The following is a 19,538-nucleotide window of genomic DNA, read 5'->3' as shown; positions in this document are numbered from 1 at the left end:
GTCGACAGTGAGCGCTGGGCCTTTGAGAGCTAGGCCTTCTTGGAGTCGGTCTGCTGGGGCTCCTTGAGCCCGTCGAGCTCGGCGCGGGTGGCTTCGTCCAGCTGACCATTGGCGCCGGGTGCGTCCGCAGTACGGACGATGTCCTGCGGCCTGTCGTCGTCGGCGGCGGGCGCCTGGTGAGGCGGCATGTTCCGCGACTTGCGCAGGCTCAGGATCGTGGTGATGCCGAGCGTCACGATGATGAAGCCCAGCGACACCCAGATCGGGATCTCCGGCGCCCACTTGATGTGCTCGCCACCGTTGATGAAGGGCAGCTCGTTCTCGTGCATCGCGTGCAGGATCAGCTTCACGCCGATGAAGGCGAGCACGACCGACAGACCGAGCGACAGGTAGACGAGCCGCCGCAGCAGGTCGCCGAGCAGGAAGTACAGCTGGCGCAGACCCATCAGGGCGAACACGTTGGCGGTGAAGACCAGGAACGGCTCCTGGGTCAGGCCGTAGATCGCCGGGATCGAGTCCAGCGCGAACAGCAGGTCCGTCGTACCGAGCGCGATGATGACGATGGCCATCGGGGTGACGAGGCGCTTGCCGTTCTTCACCACGGTCAGCTTCACACCGTTGTACTCGTCGGTCGCGTTCAGCCGGCGCTTGGCGAACCGGATGACCGCGTTCTCCTTGTAGTCCTCGTCGTCGTTCTCACCCTGCTTGGCCAGGTGGACCGCCGTGTAGACCAGGAAGGCGCCGAACAGGTAGAAGACCCAGGAGAACTGGTTGATCGCGGCCGCGCCGACGGCGATGAAGATGCCGCGGAAGAACAGCGCCAGGATGATGCCGACCAGCAAGGCGGTCTGCTGGTACTTCCTGGGCACCTGGAACCTGGCCATGATGATCAGGAAGATGAACAGGTTGTCGACACTGAGGCTGTACTCCGTCAGCCAGCCGGCGAAGAACTCACCGGCGTACCGGCCGCCCGAGAAGACCCAGACGCCGAGCCCGAAGACGATGGCCAGCGAGACGTAGAAGGCAATCGCGCGGGCGGACTCTTTGGTGCTGGGCTCGTGCGGTCTGCGCCCGATGATGAAGACGTCGAAGGCCAGCAGGGCGAGCAGCAGCCCGACGGTGATGTACCAGACATAGTCGGCAACGTGCACAGCAAACCTCCGGAGCGCAGACGGACTTTGGACTCCGAAGGTCTCTTCCGCCTGGCTCGATCAGTTCGGCCCGACCGGCGGCACCGGGCGAGGAGACGAACTCCTGACCGTGATGACGATACCGCCGCGAAAGGAATACTCCCCTTCAACAGTCCCTATTCTGGCTGGTCGGTGTCCAAGTTTCCAAATCGATGTCTCCTATCAAGCCTGTCGCCATGATCACGTCGAGCGACGGGAATATCTCACCTGAGTAGTCAGGCAGTCACTCGGCGACCGGCGGCCGCCGCGATTTCGGCAGTTTCGCGACGATCAGCTGGTACGACGTGTCGATCAGCTCGAGGATCTCCTCGTCGGGCACCGAACCGCCGAGCCGGACCGTGTTCCAGCCCGACCGGCCGATGTACGCGGACTTGGTGACATCGCCGGGATAGGTGTCGACCAGTTCGTCGGCCTCCTCCCGGTTGGCCCCGCACTTGACGCCCACGGCGTCGCCGGACCCGAGGAACGCGAAGATCTTGTCGCCGACCTTCGCGACGACATCGCCTTCCCAAGGCTCGTCCTGCCACGTACCCGGTTTGCCCAGGCAGTACTCCAGCACGTCGCCTCCGGTCAGCCTCGCCATCGCCACTCCTTCACTGAGTCCACTCCGAACAGAGCCGGGGCGTCGCCGCGGGCGGATCGTCCGCACCTCGCTGCCGGCGAACCTGAGCTCCCCCACCGCCCCGAGCTCCTCCACCGGCCCCTCCAAGCGATAGTCGCCGCCAAGCACCAATCTGTCGACACCAGCCTCCCGCACCGCACCTCCGTGTGGGTCGGCTCCACCAGCTCATCACATTGCCGGATCACGTCTCCGCACCTGCACTGTGGCGGCGTAGGCTCCGGGGATGGGGTCTGTGGTTGTTGCTGCCGTGCAGGCTGGGTCGATGCTTTTCGATACTCCGGCGACGCTGGCGAAGGCGGAGCGGCTCATCCGCGAAGCTGCTGCGGGTGGGGCGCGGTTGGCGGTGTTGCCGGAGGCGTTTCTCGGCGGCTACCCGAAGGGCGTCGACTTCGGGGTGACGGTGGGGTCGCGGTCTACTGAGGGGCGGGAGTTGTTTCGCCGGTACCGCGAGGCGGCGATCGCAGTACCGGGCGTGGAGACCGCGCGACTCGCGGAGCTGGCCGGCCAGCTCGGGATCGACCTGGTCATCGGCGTGATCGAGCGCGACGGCGGCACGCTCTACTGCACGGCGCTGTTCTTCACCGCCGCGGGTGGGTTGGTTGCCAAGCACCGCAAACTCCTGCCGACCGCCGCGGAACGCTACCTCTGGGGCCAGGGCGACGGATCCACGATGCCCGCGGTCCGCGCGGAGTACGGCGTACTGGGCGCCGCGATCTGCTGGGAGAACTACATGCCACTGTTCCGCCAGGCGATGTATGCCAAGGGTGTCGACATCTGGTGCGCGCCGACCGTCGACGAGCGCGACCAGTGGCAAGCCACGATGCGCCACATCGCCCTCGAGGGCCGCTGCTTCGTGATCAGCGCCAACCAGTACCTCACTCGCGCGGACCTCCCGCCAGACGTCCACCCGATCCAGGGCGACTCCCCCGACACCGTCCTCATCAACGGCGGCAGCACGATCATCTCCCCGCTAGGCGAAATCCTGACCGGCCCCGCCCGAGCCGGCGAGGCCGTCCTGTTGGCCGAAATCGACCTCACCGACCGCGACCGCTCATTCCTGGACTTCGACCCAACAGGCCACTACACCCGCCCCGACATCTTCACCCTCACCGTCAACGAGTCGCCCCAACCCACGGTCGTCCCCCGCCCGACCGCGTGATGCGGCCTGCAGTCACAGGTCTTCGATCACTTTCTTGAGCGCACGGAGATCGGCCTGTACTGCGTTCATGTCGCGGGCGAAATCGTCATCGGTCATCTCCGGTCTCTGGCGGAGCGTGAAGACGACCTCACAGCCTTCACCATCGGCAATGACGCGCATCGGGTTGTAGAAGGTTTCACCCGACCGAAGCGTCACCTCATGGTCGAGGACACCGTACTCGTTGCCCTCGGCAAACTTCACGATGACTTTTCCCATCGGTGACTCGGCGACCCACTCCCCGTCGACCTGCTCGATCGAACTGCACAGCCCGGGCGCCCACTCGGGCAGATTGGCCGGGTTGGACGCGTACGCGTAGACGTCTTTGGTGGACCGGTCGATATACGTGCTGAGATGGCGTGAAGTCCTCATGATTCCGACGGTAACCAGCCACCGCCAGATCCGTCTTGAACGAATCGGCCATCCACCTGGATGCTTCACAGATGCGCTGCGTCCACGCCCGCTGGGTCGCGGTTGTGAGCTCAGCTGGTCCTCCGGTTAGTTAACGCGACCTCGCGCTCAGACCTGCTCACACCCATAAACCAAGCTGCGGCTGACGCCGCGTTCCTCACGCCCGACGAGCTCCTGGACTTCGGACGTGAGGCCTTGGCCCGGCCGGCCCCGAGCCGGCCGAGGACGACGCTCATGCAACAGAGTCTTTGACGCACGCTGCGCCGTCGGACTCCAGTGTGTTTCGCCGCGCCACCGTGGCTACCTGGCGGGTGAGAATGCCGAACCCCGGAAGCAGTGGGTCAAGATGATGCCGCGACTAGACGCCGTGCTCGTTTCCCTGCCTGCGGGTCCGATTGGAGAAGTCCCCAATAACCTTCCCCTTGGTGTTGCGAACCCTGCCGTCTTCCCCCAACCGGCCGGCTCCATGCTCGCGGGCGGCCTTCTTGGCCTGCCGGCCCGACAACGTGCCACCGGACTCAACGGCATCGCGGCGTGCTTCCTTCTTCTTGTCTCCCCATGCCATGACTCTTCTCCTTCTTCCAAGTTTCAGGACGAATGTCGTCTGAACTGTATAACCGCCCCGGGGGCACGGAGCCGCTGCCAGCAGCAGTGAAATCCGGATACCCAGATGCCGGCCACAGCGCGGACTGGTGGAGTAGATCGAACCAGCCGTAGCCCGCCCGCACCACAAAGCGCGCGTGCACAACAGCCAACGCCGCGGGCGGTTGCGCCCTAACCCGCACGGGAGACCACGTGTGCCGCAAAGCGCGCGTGCACAACAGCCAACGCCGCGGGCGGTCGCGCTCTAACCCGGACTGGAGACGAGGTGCACCGCAAATCGCGCGTGCACAACAACGAACGCCGCGGGCGGTTGCGCCCCTGACCCGCACTGGAGACCACGCGAGCCGCAAAGCAGGCGTGGACGACAGCAGGCGCCTTTGGCGGTTGCGTCCTGACCCGCACGGGAAACCACCTGTGCCGCAAAGCGCGCGTGCACAACAGCCAACGCCGCGGGAGGTCGCGCTCTAACCCGCACTGGAGACGAGGTGCACCGCAAAGCGCGCGCACAACAGCCAACGCCGCGGGCGGTTGCGCCCTGACCGGCACTGGAGACCACGCGAGCCGCAAAGCGGGCGGTGGACGACAGCAGGCGCCTTTGGCGGTTGCGCCCTCACCCGCGCCCCGCTACCACCTGCAGCGCAAAGCGCGGGTGCACGACAGCCAACGCCGCGGGCGGTTCGCTCTAACCCGCAGTGGAGATCACGGGCACCGCAGAGCGCGGGTGCACGACAGCGAACGCCGCGGGCGGTTCGCTCTAACCCGCAGTGGAAATCATGTGGGCCGCAAAGCGCGCGTGCACAACAGCCAACGCCGCGGGCGGTTGCGCTCTAACCCGCAGTGGAGACCAGGTGCACCGCAAAGCGCGGGTGCGCGATAACGCACGCCGCGGGCGGTTGGGTACGTGACGGCGACAGGCCCGCCACGTGACAGACAGCAGCCCGCCTGGGTGATGTGCTTCCACCCGGGCGGGCTGGTGCTGGGGGTTTACTTGGCGCCGGCGTTGACCATTTGGCGTAGTTCCTTCTTCAGTTCTGAGATTTCGTCTCGGTAGCGGGCGGCTACCTCGAACTGGAGTTCGGCCGCCGCGTTGTGCATTTGGTCGGTGAGTTGCTGGATGAGGTCGGCCAGGTCGGAGGACGGGAGGCCGCCGGCCAGTTCCTTGGCCTTTTCGCCGGCGCGGGACTTGCCGCCGCCCGGCACCGGGGCCTTGCCGCGCGACTGGGTGCGACCGTTGCCGAGGAGTTCGGCGGTGTCGGCGTCTTCGCGGGCCAGCATGTCGGTGATGTCGGCGATCCGTTTGCGCAGCGGCTGGGGGTCGACGCCGTGCTCGGTGTTGTAGGCGACCTGTTTCGCCCGCCGGCGGTTGGTCTCGTCGATCGCCATCTCCATCGACGGGGTGATCTTGTCGGCGTACATGAACACCGCGCCGGACACGTTGCGGGCGGCACGGCCGATGGTCTGGATCAGGGAGCGGCCGGAGCGGAGGAAGCCTTCCTTGTCGGCGTCGAGGATCGCGACCAGCGACACCTCGGGCAGGTCGAGGCCTTCGCGCAGCAGGTTGATGCCGACCAGGACGTCGAACTCGCCCATCCGCAGCTCACGCAGCAGTTCGACCCGGCGCAGGGTGTCGACCTCGCTGTGCAGGTACCTGGTCCGGATGCCCATCTCCAGCAGGTAGTCGGTCAGGTCCTCCGACATCTTCTTCGTCAGCGTGGTGACCAGAACCCGTTCGTTCTTCTCCACCCGGAGCCGGATCTCGTGGATCAGGTCGTCGATCTGGCCCTTGGTCGGCTTGACGATCACCTCGGGGTCGATCAGGCCGGTCGGGCGGATGATCTGCTCAACGAACCCGTCCGACTTGTCCTGCTCGTACTGTCCCGGCGTCGCCGACAGGTAGACGGTCTGGCCGATCCGCTCCAGGAACTCCTCCCAGCGCAGCGGCCGGTTGTCCATCGCCGACGGCAGCCGAAAGCCGTGCTCGACCAGGGTCCGCTTGCGCGACATGTCGCCCTCGTACATCCCGCCGATCTGCGGCACGGTGACGTGCGACTCGTCGATCACCAGCAGGAAGTCTTCGGGGAAATAGTCCAGCAGGCAGTGTGGCGCCGTACCGGGCTCTCGTCCGTCGGTGTGCCGGGAGTAGTTCTCGATACCCGAGCAGGTGCCGATCTGGCGCATCATCTCGATGTCGTACGTCGTCCGCATCCGCAGCCGCTGGGCCTCGAGCAACTGCCCGCCGCGCTCCAGCTCGGCCAGCCGCTCCTCCAGCTCGGCCTCGATGCTGTTGATCGCGCGTTCCATCTTCTCCGGCGCGGTCACGTAGTGCGTCGCGGCGCCGATGTAGAGCTCGTTCTCCTCGCTGAGGATCTCGCCGGTCAGCGGGTGCAGCGTCATCAGCCGCTCGATCTCGTCACCGAAGAACTCCACCCGGACGGCCAGCTCCTGGTACACCGGGAAGACCTCGAGCGTGTCGCCGCGGACCCGGAACGTGCCACGGGTGCCGGCCAGGTCGTTGCGCGCGTACTGCACGCCGACGAGCTTGCGGAGCAGACCGTCGCGGTCCATCTCGTCGCCGACCTTCACATGGATCATCCGGTTCAGGTACTCATCAGCGGAGCCCAGGCCGTAGATGCAGGAGACGGTCGCCACCACGATCACGTCGCGCCGGGTCAGCAGCGACCAGGTCGCCGAGTGCCGCAACCGCTCGACCTCCTCGTTGATCGAGGAGTCCTTCTCGATGTAGGTGTCCGTCTGCGGGACGTACGCCTCGGGCTGGTAGTAGTCGTAGTACGAGACGAAGTACTCGACCGCGTTGTCGGGGAAGAAGTGCCGCAGTTCGTTCGCGAACTGGGCGGCCAGCGTCTTGTTCGGCTGGAGGATCAGCATCGGCCGCTGGATCCGCTCGGCCAGCCACGCCATCGTCGCGGTCTTACCCGTACCCGTGGCGCCCAGCAGCACCACGTCCTGCTCGCCGGCGTTGATCCGCCGCTCGAGCTCGGCGATCGCGGCCGGCTGGTCGCCGGCCGGCTCGAAGTCGGACACGACCTTGAGGGGCGCGACCATACGCTGGAGATCGGTGACCTGTCTCATGACACCCACCGTACGACCCCCCGCCGACAGTTTCGAAAATCTGCCCGCCGGCGGGGGCCAGGTGAGCTAGGAGTAGCTCTTGATCACCGAGTTGTTCATCGCGATCAGCTGGTTCAGGCGCCGGTTGTAGACCCGCGACTCCAGCCCCGCGTCCGTGGCCGTGACCTGCCCGAACTTGTCCTCGTACGCCGTCACGAAGCCCCGGAACGGGATCAGCGTGCCTCGCTTGGTCGGTACGTCGGCAGAGTAGTTGATCGCGTAGCAGGCCTTCAGCGCCTCCGTGCCGCAGTTGAACGCCACGCCCTTGCCGATCCGGACGTTCTTGAACGAGTTCGACTCGATGTCGACCAGGTGCTCGGCGAACCCCTTGGCGTCGTACAGCGTGGTCTGCCGGACCCAGAAGTACCCGTCGATGAGCCCGCGCACGTTGAACTGCTGCAGCATCCAGTACTTGCCGGGCAGCGTCTTGTCCGGTCCCTGCAGCCAGCCCTTGGCCGGGGTGAACCAGACGCCCTTGCCGACCTCGACGCCGACGTCGTACGGGCCCTTGGTGTAGACCGGCTTCTCCGGCGTCGGCGGCGTGTACAGCGTGCCGACCGGGTCCGGCGTGATGGTGTCGCCCGCGGTCGGTGTGCCGCCTTCCTCCTTGCCGCCGGTGACCAGCAGCACCACACCGACCGCGATCAGCAGCACCGCCAGCACGGCGCCGCCCATCACGATCCAGGGCGTCTTCGACGACTTGGCCGGCGACCGGAACTGCGGCCCCGCCGGGCCCGGACCCCAACCGCCCTGGGTGGGCGGCTGCTGCGGAGTTCCGTACTGCGTGCTCATGAGCGTCCCTCGCGGTGTGTCAGGGGGTTGGTCGGTAGCTGATCGCGGGTCACAGGCTGTCGATGACGGACTGCTTCATCGGGCCCACGGCCGCGTCGGAAGTCGGTGCGTAGTCGGAGCGGGTCTGGTAGTCCAGCGCGGTGACCAGGCCGTCCTTGCGCCGGTACGCCTCCACCTCGCCCTTGACCGAGGTCCCCTGCCCCGGGGTGATCGTGTAGGAGAGCGCGACGCACTCCACCAAGACGTCCTTGGGGCACGGCAGGTTCCGGACGTTGCCGAGCTGGGCGATCTTCTGCTCGGTCTCGCCCTCGACGATGCCGATCGCGAACGCGTTCGCGGTGACGTTCTGCTTCTGCCGGACCCACAGGAACGCCCGCGGCTCACCGTTCGGCGCGTAGATCGCCAGCTGCTTGCCCCGGGTCTCCTTGGTTACGACGCTCCAGCCCGGCGCCGGCACGACCGAGACGCCGAACTCGACCGGGATCGCGTTCGCAGGAGGCGTGTACGACGCCGAGGGCTTCGGAGTGGGCGACTGGACCGGACCCGGATCTGCCTTCTTGTCGTCACCCCCAGTCAGCAGCACCAGGGCAACAGCAACCAGTACTACGACCAGCAGGCCGGCCACGATCGGGAGGACAACCGGCGGGAGCTTGAACCCCTTCTTGACCGGCTCGGGCCGCCGCAAGGACGGCGGGCTGATCCGATCTCCCCAACTGTCCCCCGGTACTCCGGTACCGCCCGCCGCGGGCGGTACCGGAGTAGTGCCGGCCGCACTCCAAGTGGACGGCGCCGAACCCGCAGCACCGGGCGCCGGATCACCAGATCCCGCTTTGCCGCCGGGCGCCGCTCCGCCACCGGCTGCTGCCGACCCACCGGGCACTGCCCCGCCACCGGGGGCTCCCCCGGCAGCGGGCGTAGTACCGGCATCTGGTGTGTCCCAGGGGGACGGCGGCTGTGCCGGGACCTCGAGGGACCACGGCGAAGGCGGAAGTTCCGGCTCCGGGGTGGTCTCCTCGGTGTCCTCGGCATCGGTCTTGCGGACCCACGGGTTCCGTGGGCCCTGACCCTTGTCGCGCTTTCCGTTCACTGGCTCTTGATCACCGAGTTCAGCATCGCGGAGACGTCCTTCTGGATGCTCTCGCCCTTGTCCTTGCGGCCGTACACCCGGACGAGCGACATCACGCCGTCCTTGCGCTCGATCACGGCGACCAGGCCGATCACCGGCAGGGTGCCGTTCTGCGTGGTGGCGGTCCCGCTGTAGCTCTGCGAGGTCATGAACTTGATGTTGCCCTGGGTGGGAGTGATCTCCACCGGCTTGTTCTGCTTGACCTGCGACAGGGTCTTCGTCTCGACCTTGCCCAGCTGCTGCAGCACGCTCGCGGCGGTGTCGTTGTTGGTCGACTTGAAGGTCTCCACCATGAAGTACGCCTCGCCGGCCTTCAGCAGGTAGACGCCGTTGAACTTCTGCAGCGTCTTGCGCAAGTAGCCCGGCTGCGGCTTCACGTAGACGCCGTCGGAGACCTCGATACCCTCGTCGGCCGGCCCACTCGGCTCGTTCGTCGGCTGCGAGGTCGGCGGGTTGGTGGGCTCGTTGGTCGGCTGCGACGTCGGCGGGTTGGTGGGCTCGTTCGTCGGCTGCGACGTCGGCTCGATGGGCGGCGGCTGCACCTGCTTGTCGTCGTCACCGCCGCCGAACACGAGCGCGAGGATGACACCGATGATCGCTACCGCGACCAGGCCTCCGCCGGCGAGGAACACGATCTTGTTGGTGCCCTTGCCACGGCCACCACCGGGGTACTGCGAAGCAGGCTGGCCCCACTGCTGTTGCCCCGGGTACTGCTGACCCGGGTAGCCCTGCTGCTGCGGGTAGCCCGGCTGCTGGCCCGGATACGGCGCCTGCTGACCGGGGTACTGCTGCGGCGGCCCCTGAGGCGGCACACCATGCTGCGGCTGCCCCTGCGGCGGCACACCCTGCGGAGGCACGCCCTGGTACGGCGGCTGCCCGTAACCCGGCTGACCCTGTCCCGGCTGCCCCTGCTGCGGCGGCTGCCCCGGCTGACCCTGGCCCGGCTGCCCGTAGCCCGGCTGGCCCCCATACGGCGGCTGCCCCGGCCCCGGCTGACCCGGCTGGCCCGATCCTGGCTGACCCGGTCCTGGCTGGCCCGGTCCGCCCTGACCGTACGGCGGTTGCTGGTTGCTCATGCCTGCGTCTCCCCAGTCGTCCCATCGAAGCCGGCGGCCGGCGCGCTCGCCTGCACTGCCACTCCGCGCTCGGACTTCGGCACGGAACGCACCGAGTTGCCACAGGCGGAGCAGAAGTCCGAGTGCGGCAGCAGCGGCATCTCGCAGCGCGAGCAGAAGGCCAGCTCACCCGAGGCGTGGTTGGAGCCACCGCGAGCGGCGGACTCGAGGGCCGCCTCGAGCAGACCCTTGTGCAGCACGGTGCGGACCAGGATGATCAGCGCGCCGAGCAGGAGCAGGCCCCAGACCACGCCGAGGACGGCGCCGATCGTCGAGCCCCGCCCGCCGACGAAGCCGAGCAGGTAGACACCGCCCTGGAAGACAGCGTTGACCACCATCGCCTGGAGCAGGCCGAACACCCAGCGCGGCGTGAAGCCGTCGTACTTCTCACCCAGGCCGGAGAACTCCGCCACCGCGAGACCCGTGGCCGAGCCGTAGATCAGCGGCTTCACGAAGCCCTGCAGCAGGACGACCGAGATCCACGTCCCGGTGCTGCTGCCCGGACCGGCGAAGCCGCCGCTGATCCAGCCCCAGTGCAGGACGAGCGTCTCGAAGCAGGCGAACCCAACACCGGCCACCACGCCGAAGGTGAAGCCGTCCATCAGGTCGTCGTACCGGGGCCGCGAGGCCAGGTAGATCGGGCCGATCTGGCGGATCAGTTCCGACACGACCGGCACCAGCAGCATCAGGATCAGCAGGTCGCGGCCGGACGGGCCGGCCGACGTGGCGCCGGCCAGGTCGGTCGACAGGCCGATGCGATCGGACCAGAGCCAGGTGAACAACCAGGCCAGCCCGCCGGTCAGCACGAACGCCGCGGCGACGACCGGGATCGGCTCGTCCTCCCACAGGTTCACGTCGTACAGGTACAGGATGTAGACGATCGGAATGGCGAAGGCGGTCACCATGATCGCGACCGGCAACGCGCCCAGCGCGGCCGTCACCACGGTCAGCAGCAGGGCGACGCCCAGCGCGACCTTGTAGGTGTACGGCTGACGGCCGGCGCCTTGCGGCATGATCGTCGAGACCAGTTTGAACGAGGCGACCGGTTCGTCCGGCCTCGCCGCGTACGCCTTCTTGCGCTCGACGTCCGTGGACTGCAGATCGTTGCCACAGTGGTGGCAGAAATGCGAGACCTCGGGGACGTCAGAGCTACAGCGCGGACATTCCACGCCATCCTCCCAACCTTGGACTTGCGGACCGGCGCGGAGCACGCGCCGAGGGGTGGTCAGCTCGGCCGGATCCTCAGACCGGGCGAACCCGGACAGATTCTCGTACAGCCCGGCCGGGAATCATCATTTCCCGCCCAAGGGTCACCTTTTCGTGTCCAGACCGTGCTCTGCGGGCGTCATCGGGCGCGCGCCGCGAGCGTGGGCCAGATCTCGTCGATCCGGGCGTCCAGCGCGGCCAGGCTCCCGGAGGTGTCCACGACCACGTCCGCGACCGCCAGCCGCTGCTCGCGCGTTGCCTGGCTGGCGATCCGGGCCTTGGCTTCCTCCTCTGTCATCCCCCGGTCCCGGGTCAGCCGCTCGAGCTGGACCTCGACCGGTACGTCGGCCACCAGCAGCAGGTCGAACTTGTCGCTCTGTCCGGTCTCCACCAGCAAAGGGATGTCGTGCACCACCACGGCGTCTGCCGGTGCGCCGGCCTCGATCTCGGCGGCCCGGGCCCGCACCCGCGGGTGGATGATTGCCTCGAGCTTGCGCCGGGCAACTTCGTCCCCGAACACGATCCGGCCGACCGCCGGCCGGTCCAGCTCGCCGTCGGCCGTCAGCACGTCACCGAAGGCCTCGACCACCTCGGCCAGCCCGTCGGTGCCGCGGGCAACCACTTCCCGCGCGAGCAGGTCCGAGTCGATCACCACGGCGCCGCGCTCCCGCAGCCGCGCCGCCACCGCACTCTTGCCTGCCCCGATCCCCCCGGTCAACCCAACTCTCAGCACCCCCGCACCCTATCCACTCCCCCGCCGCCACTCTCACACCGCATCCGCCCGGGCCAGACCCAACTGCGCCCCCGACCGAAAACGGCCGGGGGCGCAGAGCATTCAGGGTCAGCAGGTCTGGATGTAGCGGGCGTCGATGACCCAGTAGGTGTAGCCGACGAACTTGTTCTGGTTCGGGCCTACACAGACGTAGTAGTCGTTGGGTGATCCGGGGTTGCCGTTGTGCTCGACGTACACCAGGACCGAACTGCCGTCGTTCGTGCAGTGGTAGTAGTAAACGTAGATGCCGCTGGTGTGCTCACCGCAGGCGGCTGCGACACCCACCTCCGATGCCGGCGAGGTGGTCGTGGCGGTCGCGGTCCCGGCGGTCGCGGTGCCCGCGAGGAGCGCTGCCGTCGCTGCCACAGTAAGAGCAGCCTTCTTGACGAATCCCTGCATGGATGTCTGCCTTTCGTCGGCGATGGAACTGGTTTCGGGGGGATGACCCCAGACCAGCCTCCGCCACAGAAAGTCACCCTTTCCATCCATTCCGTGCTGATCTAACCAAGGCGAGACCCCCGCACCCAGTACGGGGGTGCGGGGGTCTCGGGTACTGCGGGTACTGCGGTGGATCAGCCCTGGCCGGTCAGCTTCTCGCGGAGAGCCTGGAGCGCCTCGTCGGAAGCGAGCGCGCCCTCGACGGGAGCGTCGTCCTTCGGAGCAGCGGCGGACGAGTACGTGGACGCCTCGCCGGCCTCGACGTCGGCCGTCTTGGCCTCCTCGATCTGCTTCTTGTGGGCTTCCCAGCGCGCGTGGGCCTCGGCGTACTGCCGCTCCCACTCCTCACGCTGCTTGTCGAAGCCCTCGAGCCACTCGCCGGTCTCCGGGTCGAAACCGTCCGGGTAGACGTAGTTGCCCTGGTCGTCGTACGTCGCCGCCATGCCGTACAGCGTGGGGTCGAAGTCGTCCGAGACCGGGTCGACACCCTCGTTGGCCTGCTTCAGCGACAGCGAGATCCGGCGACGCTCGAGGTCGATGTCGATGATCTTGACCATCACGTCGTCGTTCACCTGAACGACCTGCTCCGGGATCTCGACGTGACGCTCGGCCAGCTCGGAGATGTGCACCAGACCCTCGATGCCCTCCTCCACGCGGACGAACGCACCGAACGGCACCAGCTTGGTGACCTTGCCGGGCACGATCTGGCCCATCTGGTGGGTCCGGGCGAACTGCTGCCACGGGTCTTCCTGGGTCGCCTTCAGCGACAGCGAGACGCGCTCGCGGTCCATGTCGACGTCCAGCACCTCGACGGTGACCTCCTGGCCGACCTCGACGACCTCGGTCGGGTGGTCGATGTGCTTCCAGGACAGCTCCGAGACGTGCACCAGACCGTCGACGCCACCCAGGTCCACGAAGGCACCGAAGTTGACGATCGAGGAGACGACACCCTTGCGGATCTGGCCCTTCTGCAGCTGGGTGAGGAAGTTCATCCGCACCTCGGACTGCGTCTGCTCCAGCCACGCGCGACGCGACAGAACCACGTTGTTGCGGTTCTTGTCGAGCTCGATGATCTTGGCCTCGATCTCCTGGCCGACGTACGGCTGGAGGTCGCGGACCCGGCGCATCTCGACCAGCGATGCCGGCAGGAAGCCACGCAGGCCGATGTCCAGGATGAGTCCACCCTTGACGACCTCGATGACGGTACCGGTGACGACGCCGTCCTCTTCCTTGATCTTCTCGATCGTGCCCCAGGCCTTCTCGTACTGGGCGCGCTTCTTCGACAGGATCAGGCGGCCTTCTTTGTCCTCCTTCTGGAGAACCAGGGCCTCGACGTGGTCGCCGACGTTGACGACCTCGTTCGGGTCGACGTCGTGCTTGATCGACAGCTCGCGCGACGGGATGACGCCTTCGGTCTTGTAACCGATGTCGAGGAGAACCTCGTCCCGGTCGACCTTGACGATGGTCCCCTCAACGATGTCGCCGTCGTTGAAGTACTTGATGGTCAGATCGATCGCCGCGAGGAAGTCTTCCTCCGACCCGATGTCATTGACCGCTACCTGCGGGGTGGTGCGTACTGCGGGGTCGAGAGGTGCCTCGATGCTGGCCGTCATGTGGTGGGTTGCTCCGTGGGCTGATGGTGTCGTACGGGTGCACCCGGGCCGTTGGATCGCATCACACCGCTGGATAGCCTGAACAGGACAGAATCACCACCGACTTGCTGCGAGCACGAGCCTGCTCCGTCCGAGGTCGCGCGGGCCCATAGCGCATCTCACAGAATACGTGTAAGGACGAGGGCACGGCAACCCGGGGCACCCGGTGGCGACCGGCCGCCCGCCGAGGTCCCCCGACGCGCCTGACAACGAAGCTGTTCTCAATGTACGACGTCAACCTCCGGCCGCCCGCCCGCGAGGTCGCCCGTGTCCGCGATCCGGGCGACCAGAGCGTTCGCCGCGGCGGCCACCGGGTTCGCCGCCGGGCGGGAAGCCAGGTCGATCAAGGCCCACAGATCAGCCGCCCGCGCCCGCTCCACCAACCGGTCGCCGAGCTCAGGACCAGCCCGTACGACGCCCAGCACCGCGCCCGCGAGCACCGGATCGGTACAGAACCGCAACAGGTTCCCCAGATCCGCGTACGGCGAGCCGGCATGCGCGAACTCCCAATCGATCAACCCGGTCAGTCGCGCCGTGGCCGGGTCGACCAGCAGATTCTTCGGGTTGAAGTCACTGTGCACCAGACAGATCCGGTCCACTCCGGTCTCGGCCAGCTCCTCGGCCTGATCGAGCACCGCCTCGAAGCCCGCCCGCTGCGCCGGAGTCAGCCCGATCCCCTCGGCGTGCGAAGCAAAGAACTCCTCCAGCCCGCCGACGCCGAACGACACGACCGCCAGCTCACGCCCGGCGAAGTCCCCGAAAGTCAGGAACGGCATGCCACTCAGCCGGACCAGGAGTTCTCCGAGCTGCTCCCCCACCTTCCGCCGCTCATCCTCGCCGGCGCCCTCGAGATAGGTCTCGAGGTTCACGCCGGGCAGCCGTTCGTACAGAACATAAGGAGGAGCCCCGTCGCCCGCCGGCTCCGGCATCGCGTCCAGCACCCGCGGTACGGGCAGTAGTCCGCGCACCAGCCGCATCAGCGAGATGTCGACCGCCGCCCGCTCCGGACGTCTGCCGTAGAGCTTCAGCACGGCATCCTCACCGGCCGCGCTCACGGCGTACGTCTCACCGCCGTACCCACCGGCCAGCGGTACGGCACTGGCAGCGATCGCCTCGAATCCATCCACCCGCACGATCTTGCCGCACCGCACCGCCAGCCGGGGACTACGCCTTGGTGGGCACCGAGAGTCCGGCTGCCGCCAGAACCGTCGGTACTGCGTTCCGCAGGCCGGCCGCATTGGGGTGCAGCGGGACCAGACCGTTGGTCGTCGGGCTCGGGATCAGCCCTTCGATCCACCTCGTCGACGCGCTCTTGCACATGTCATGACCGACGCTCGGCGTCGCCAGATCGACGTACGTCGCCCCGTGCGCGCTGGCCTGCTCGGCCATCCGGGTGTTCAACCGCGTCAGCGCCGCCTGCAGGTAGTCCGCGTCCATGCCCCACACCGGTACGACGGGCCAGCAACCGCCCTTCCTGATCCCGGTCGGGTAGCCGACCATCAGGATCTTCGCCTGCGGAGCGCGTTGCCGGATCTCCTCGATCACCGTGCCGTACGTCGGCGCGAACGCGTCGATCTTCTGGGCCAGCAGATCCACCCCACCGGAGGTGTTCGCCGCCTTGCACGACTTGCCCACCCCCGGCGGCAGCAGGTTCACGCAGGAGAAGGCGAGCCCGACCAGCCCGATGTCGTTGCCACCGATCCCGACGGTGACGAGCGTGGTGTCCGCACTCAGTGCGTCGTACTGCGGTGCCGCCGTCCCCAGCACGATCCCCGGCTGCGGGTTGGCGAAGTGCTTGGTCTCCGCGGCGCCACAGGTGACGTCACGGAACTTCGCGGGCTGGAGCTGGGCGGCGATCAGCGACGCGTAGTTGACCGCCGACCGCGCGCAGGTGAGCACCTCCTTCGCGGGAAGCACCAGCGAACCGGCCGCGAACGAGTCACCCATCGCGACATAGACCAGCGGTGGCGCGGCTGCCTGCGCCTGAGCCTGGGTCGTGAGCGGGCCGGCGACCAGGGTCACCGCCGCACCGAGTACCGCAACCATCCGCGCACGTGCTGATCTCTTCTGCATGCTGCCCGCCTTAGACGTTAAGTGACTGGTCGGTAACAGTTCGCGTGCGAGCCAGCATGAAGAAATCTCACCTCTCCGGCAAGACCTGGAGCCGAACAATCTGGGTTGCGTTATTTACGCTACCGCTGTAGCGTAAAGGCATGCCACGAGGAAGACCCCGCGACTCCGCCATCGAGGGCAAGGTGCTCGCAGCGGCGGCCGAGGAACTGCAGCGCGGCGGATACGACGGCTTGTCGATCGACCGGGTCGCCGAGCGGGCCGGTGTCGCGAAGACGACGCTGTACCGGCGCTGGCCGTCCAAGGCCGAGCTCGTCGTCGCACTGATCACCAGCCTCCGCGAGGAGATCCCTTTCGAACCGTCCGACGACCCACGCCGCGACCTGACGGCCCTCGTCTCCGCGATCGCCGCCGGCCTCACCGAGACGCCCACGACCCTGGTGGCCGACCTAGCGGCCGCGGCTGCTCGCGAACCGCGCGTCAGCGAGAGCGTCCGCACGTTGTGGGCCGAGCGGCACCGCGCCGTGACGGCCGTGGTCGCCAAGGCCCAGGAGGCCGGCCTCGTCCTCGGCCACGTCTCCCCCGCTGTCCTGGTCGACCAACTGGTCGGCCCGCTGTACTACCGGCTCCTCGTCACCGGCGAGCCGCTGTCCCCCGACTACGCCAGGACGCTCGTACGCAGCGTCCTCGGTCCTGAGGAGTCCCGATGACCACCGCCACCGTCACCACCAAGAAGAAGTCCCCCGTACGCCGCCGCGTCCTGACCGCGCTCGCCGCGATCGTCGTCCTGCTGGCCGGGTACTGCGTTTACGCGATCGCCCACACCACTGTCCTGCGCACCGAGATCGAGATCGCGGCCACGCCGGACGACGTCTGGAAGGTGCTCGCCGACCGCGCGGTGTACCCGGAGTGGAATCCGTTCATCATCTCGTCGACCGGCGAACTGACCGCGGGGGCGACCATCACCAACGTCCTCAAGGACACCAACGGCGACGAAACGACTTTCTCTCCCACGCTGCTGGTGGTCGAGCCGGGCAAGGAGCTGCGCTGGATCGGCAAGCTCGGCTTCGGCGGCATCTTCGACGGCGAGCACTCGTTCCGGATCGAGGCGCTGCCCGGCGGGCGCTCGAAACTGATCCACCAGGAGGAGTTCAACGGCATCGCGGTCCCGCTCTCCACCGGCATGCTGAACTCGACGATCAAGCCCCAGTTCGTCGCGATGAACGAGGCGCTGGCGAAACGAGCCGCCGGCTGAGGTCCTGCCAAGAGCAGGCGGCTGGATAGGGTGACGGCGTGGTGGAGCCGCGACGGGTGGAACTGACGGAGCCGGAGACCTCGAAAGCGAGCCGGACCTACTGGGATTCGGCCGCGGAGGAGTATCTCGAAGAGCACGGCGAGTTCCTCGGCGACGACAGGTTCATCTGGTGTCCCGAAGGGGTCGACGAGGCCGCAGCCCAGCTTCTCGGCCCGGTGCGCGGCAAGCGGATCCTCGAGGTCGGCTGCGGCGCGGCGCAATGCGCTCGCTGGCTCGCCGGTCAGTCGGCCGACGTGGTCGCCTTCGACATCTCCGTCGAGCAACTCCGGGTCGGGCAGCAACTGGACCGGCGTACCGGGACCGCGGTACGGACTGTTGCTGCTGACGCCGTCGCCATCCCGTTCCGGGACGGCAGCTTCGACATCGCCTGCTCGGCGTTCGGCGCCTTGCCGTTCATCGCCGATGCGGAGGCGGCACTGAAGGAGATCGCCCGGACCTTGAAGCCGGGCGGTCTGCTCGTCTTCTCCGTGACGCACCCGATCCGCTGGAGCATGCCGGACGATCCCACGCCGGCCGGTCTGCGGATCACTCACTCGTACTTCGATCGCCGCCCGTACGTCGAGTTCGACGGCCAGGGCACCCCCGTGTACGCCGAGCACCATCGCACCACCGGCGACTGGATCCGGGCTCTCACCGGCGCCGGCTTCGTCATCGACGACCTGCTCGAACCCGAGTGGCCGGCCGGCAACGACCAGGTGTGGGGCGGCTGGGGACCAGACCGCGGCCGGCTCGTTCCCGGTACCGCGATCTGGTCAGCCCACAAGAGCTAGTCCGACTCTTCCCTGCGGGCCCGGGTGGCAACGGGCTGGGGACGCAGCGCCGACGCGGCGACCAGGGCGAGCAACAGCAGCCCGATGATCAGCGAGACGAGCGGGACCCAGAAGCCGATCAGGTTCAGCTGCGAGGCCTTCGCCTGGTAGCCACCCTCTTCGACACCGTTCTCCTTGGCGCCCTTGACGTTCTTCTTCACCGTCGCGTCGTCGTACGCGATCGTCACCTCGGTCGCGGTCGCCCGGGGCTCGCCGTTGAACTCCAGCGAGGCGAGCTGCTTCTCCTGGCCCTTGATGATCGCGCCGGTGACCGGCTCGATCCACAGCGTGCGGGTGTTCTGGTAGCTGCGCTTCACCTCGACCGCCGCGTCGCCGGTCTCGCCGACCACCTTGGCCGGAACCATCAGCGGCTTGGCCAGCGGGATCTCCTGCTTCGGCACTTCCTGCTCGAACACGTACACCGGGAGGCCTTGCAGCTTGTCCTCGCCCTTGTACTTGATCGGGAACGCCTTGCGCGTGGTGGAGTCCCAGAACTTGTACTCCTTCTTCTCGGTGCCGAACGGGAACTTCAGCACCAGGCCCTCGTGCCCGCGGAAGAACTCGTCGCCACCGTTCTCGGCCGTCTTGCGGTCGGCCTTCTCCAGCGACGTGGAGATGTACTCCCCGGTCTCGGCGTCGGTCCAGCGGACCGCCTCACCGGTGTGCGCGTCCAGCACCACCCGCTCCTGGACAAAACTCAACGGCAGCTTGGACGTGTCCGTCTTGTCGTCCGGGAACTGGTAGTTCGGCTCGTCGTCCGTCACCACCGCGGTGTCGAAGACGACGACGTCACGATTCAGCTTCTTGCTGATGTCCTGCGCGGCCTTGACGTCGCCGCGGACGGTCCGCCGTGCCTCCAGCGTCACGCCCTTCTTCTCGGCCAGGTCCGCGACGCTGAAGATGGTCGCGTCCGGACCGGTCGACACGGTGTGCGCGACCTGGTCCGCCGGCGCCACCGCCAGCGTCGGATACGCGTAGAACTTGGCCAATGCCGCGATCCCCACAAAGAAGATCCCCAGTGCGATCATCAGCACCCGACTGCGATTCCCCACAACAACCCCTCCCGGTCTGTTCGCGGGACGCTACCAGCGAG

General features: G+C 67.4%; 19 protein-coding genes. 4 read left to right on the top strand and 15 right to left on the bottom strand.

Features of this window, described 5'->3' with window-relative positions; all coding sequences use genetic code 11:
- Positions 1-29 precede the first annotated feature (29 nt).
- Positions 30-1,151 (bottom strand): TerC family protein, encoded by a 1,122-nt coding sequence (locus tag AB0F51_RS01925; RefSeq protein ID WP_360272561.1) that lies wholly within the window; start codon positions 1,149-1,151, stop codon positions 30-32.
- A gap of 262 nt (positions 1,152-1,413) precedes the next feature.
- Entirely contained in the window at positions 1,414-1,773 is a 360-nt protein-coding gene (locus tag AB0F51_RS01920) for an MmcQ/YjbR family DNA-binding protein (protein WP_360272558.1), read from the bottom strand.
- Between the two features lie 262 nt (positions 1,774-2,035).
- On the opposite strand from AB0F51_RS01920, the gene AB0F51_RS01915 reads away from it, so the two are divergent.
- Complete coding sequence (locus AB0F51_RS01915) at positions 2,036-2,971, top strand: nitrilase-related carbon-nitrogen hydrolase (protein ID WP_360272554.1); 936 nt, start codon at positions 2,036-2,038, stop codon at positions 2,969-2,971.
- 12 nt (positions 2,972-2,983) lie between these two features.
- On the opposite strand, the gene AB0F51_RS01910 is transcribed toward AB0F51_RS01915, so the two are convergent.
- The 12 genes from AB0F51_RS01910 to AB0F51_RS01855 all read right to left on the bottom strand — a co-directional run bounded on the left by AB0F51_RS01910 (position 2,984) and on the right by AB0F51_RS01855 (position 16,324).
- Positions 2,984-3,379, bottom strand: a complete 396-nt coding sequence (locus tag AB0F51_RS01910) for an SRPBCC family protein (protein ID WP_360272551.1) — start codon at positions 3,377-3,379, stop codon at positions 2,984-2,986.
- Positions 3,380-3,776: 397 nt separating this feature from the next.
- On the bottom strand, positions 3,777-3,983 hold the full coding sequence (locus AB0F51_RS01905; RefSeq protein ID WP_360272548.1) for a hypothetical protein: 207 nt from the start codon (positions 3,981-3,983) through the stop codon (positions 3,777-3,779).
- Between the two features lie 1,022 nt (positions 3,984-5,005).
- A complete protein-coding gene (uvrB, locus tag AB0F51_RS01900) occupies positions 5,006-7,111 on the bottom strand; it encodes an excinuclease ABC subunit UvrB (RefSeq protein WP_360272545.1) in 2,106 nt (701 codons plus the stop codon).
- A 66-nt stretch (positions 7,112-7,177) separates the two neighbouring features.
- On the bottom strand, positions 7,178-7,942 hold the full coding sequence (locus AB0F51_RS01895) for a hypothetical protein (RefSeq protein WP_360272542.1): 765 nt from the start codon (positions 7,940-7,942) through the stop codon (positions 7,178-7,180).
- A gap of 49 nt (positions 7,943-7,991) precedes the next feature.
- A complete protein-coding gene (locus tag AB0F51_RS01890; RefSeq protein WP_360272539.1) occupies positions 7,992-9,029 on the bottom strand; it encodes a hypothetical protein in 1,038 nt (345 codons plus the stop codon).
- Positions 9,026-10,144 (bottom strand): PT domain-containing protein, encoded by a 1,119-nt coding sequence (locus tag AB0F51_RS01885; protein ID WP_360272536.1) that lies wholly within the window; start codon positions 10,142-10,144, stop codon positions 9,026-9,028. Before AB0F51_RS01885 ends, AB0F51_RS01890 begins: the two co-directional genes overlap by 4 nt.
- A complete protein-coding gene (locus AB0F51_RS01880) occupies positions 10,141-11,352 on the bottom strand; it encodes a PrsW family glutamic-type intramembrane protease (protein WP_360272532.1) in 1,212 nt (403 codons plus the stop codon). Before AB0F51_RS01880 ends, AB0F51_RS01885 begins: the two co-directional genes overlap by 4 nt.
- Positions 11,353-11,528: 176 nt before the next feature.
- Complete coding sequence (gene coaE, locus AB0F51_RS01875; protein WP_360272529.1) at positions 11,529-12,122, bottom strand: dephospho-CoA kinase; 594 nt, start codon at positions 12,120-12,122, stop codon at positions 11,529-11,531.
- A 108-nt stretch (positions 12,123-12,230) separates the two neighbouring features.
- On the bottom strand, positions 12,231-12,560 hold the full coding sequence (locus AB0F51_RS01870) for a DUF6355 family natural product biosynthesis protein (protein ID WP_360272526.1): 330 nt from the start codon (positions 12,558-12,560) through the stop codon (positions 12,231-12,233).
- 173 nt (positions 12,561-12,733) lie between these two features.
- Positions 12,734-14,212 carry a 30S ribosomal protein S1 gene (rpsA, locus tag AB0F51_RS01865; RefSeq protein WP_360272523.1) on the bottom strand — a complete coding sequence of 493 codons (1,479 nt, stop codon included), beginning with the start codon at positions 14,210-14,212 and terminating at the stop codon, positions 12,734-12,736.
- A gap of 260 nt (positions 14,213-14,472) precedes the next feature.
- Complete coding sequence (locus AB0F51_RS01860; protein WP_360272520.1) at positions 14,473-15,378, bottom strand: phosphotransferase; 906 nt, start codon at positions 15,376-15,378, stop codon at positions 14,473-14,475.
- A gap of 37 nt (positions 15,379-15,415) precedes the next feature.
- Entirely contained in the window at positions 15,416-16,324 is a 909-nt protein-coding gene (locus tag AB0F51_RS01855; protein WP_360272517.1) for an SGNH/GDSL hydrolase family protein, read from the bottom strand.
- Between the two features lie 140 nt (positions 16,325-16,464).
- Between AB0F51_RS01855 and AB0F51_RS01850 the strand changes: the two genes are divergently transcribed.
- From AB0F51_RS01850 to AB0F51_RS01840, 3 genes are read left to right on the top strand one after another with little or no spacing between them, the layout of a single operon-like run.
- Positions 16,465-17,031 (top strand): TetR/AcrR family transcriptional regulator, encoded by a 567-nt coding sequence (locus tag AB0F51_RS01850; protein WP_360272514.1) that lies wholly within the window; start codon positions 16,465-16,467, stop codon positions 17,029-17,031.
- Positions 17,028-17,576, top strand: coding sequence for an SRPBCC domain-containing protein (locus tag AB0F51_RS01845; RefSeq protein WP_360272511.1), 549 nt, complete (start codon positions 17,028-17,030; stop codon positions 17,574-17,576). The genes AB0F51_RS01850 and AB0F51_RS01845 overlap by 4 nt, the downstream gene beginning before the upstream one ends.
- Positions 17,577-17,614: 38 nt before the next feature.
- Positions 17,615-18,406: a class I SAM-dependent methyltransferase gene (locus AB0F51_RS01840; RefSeq protein ID WP_360272509.1), complete on the top strand. Its 792-nt coding sequence runs from the start codon at positions 17,615-17,617 to the stop codon at positions 18,404-18,406.
- Here the strand turns inward: AB0F51_RS01840 and AB0F51_RS01835 are convergent.
- On the bottom strand, positions 18,403-19,497 hold the full coding sequence (locus tag AB0F51_RS01835) for a DUF3068 domain-containing protein (protein ID WP_360272506.1): 1,095 nt from the start codon (positions 19,495-19,497) through the stop codon (positions 18,403-18,405). The genes AB0F51_RS01840 and AB0F51_RS01835 overlap by 4 nt on opposite strands.
- Between the last annotated feature and the right edge of the window lie 41 nt (positions 19,498-19,538).

The organism is Kribbella sp. NPDC023855 (assembly GCF_040639475.1).
Classification (GTDB): Bacteria; Actinomycetota; Actinomycetes; order Propionibacteriales; family Kribbellaceae; genus Kribbella.
This window is presented reverse-complemented; position numbering and strand designations above follow the sequence as displayed.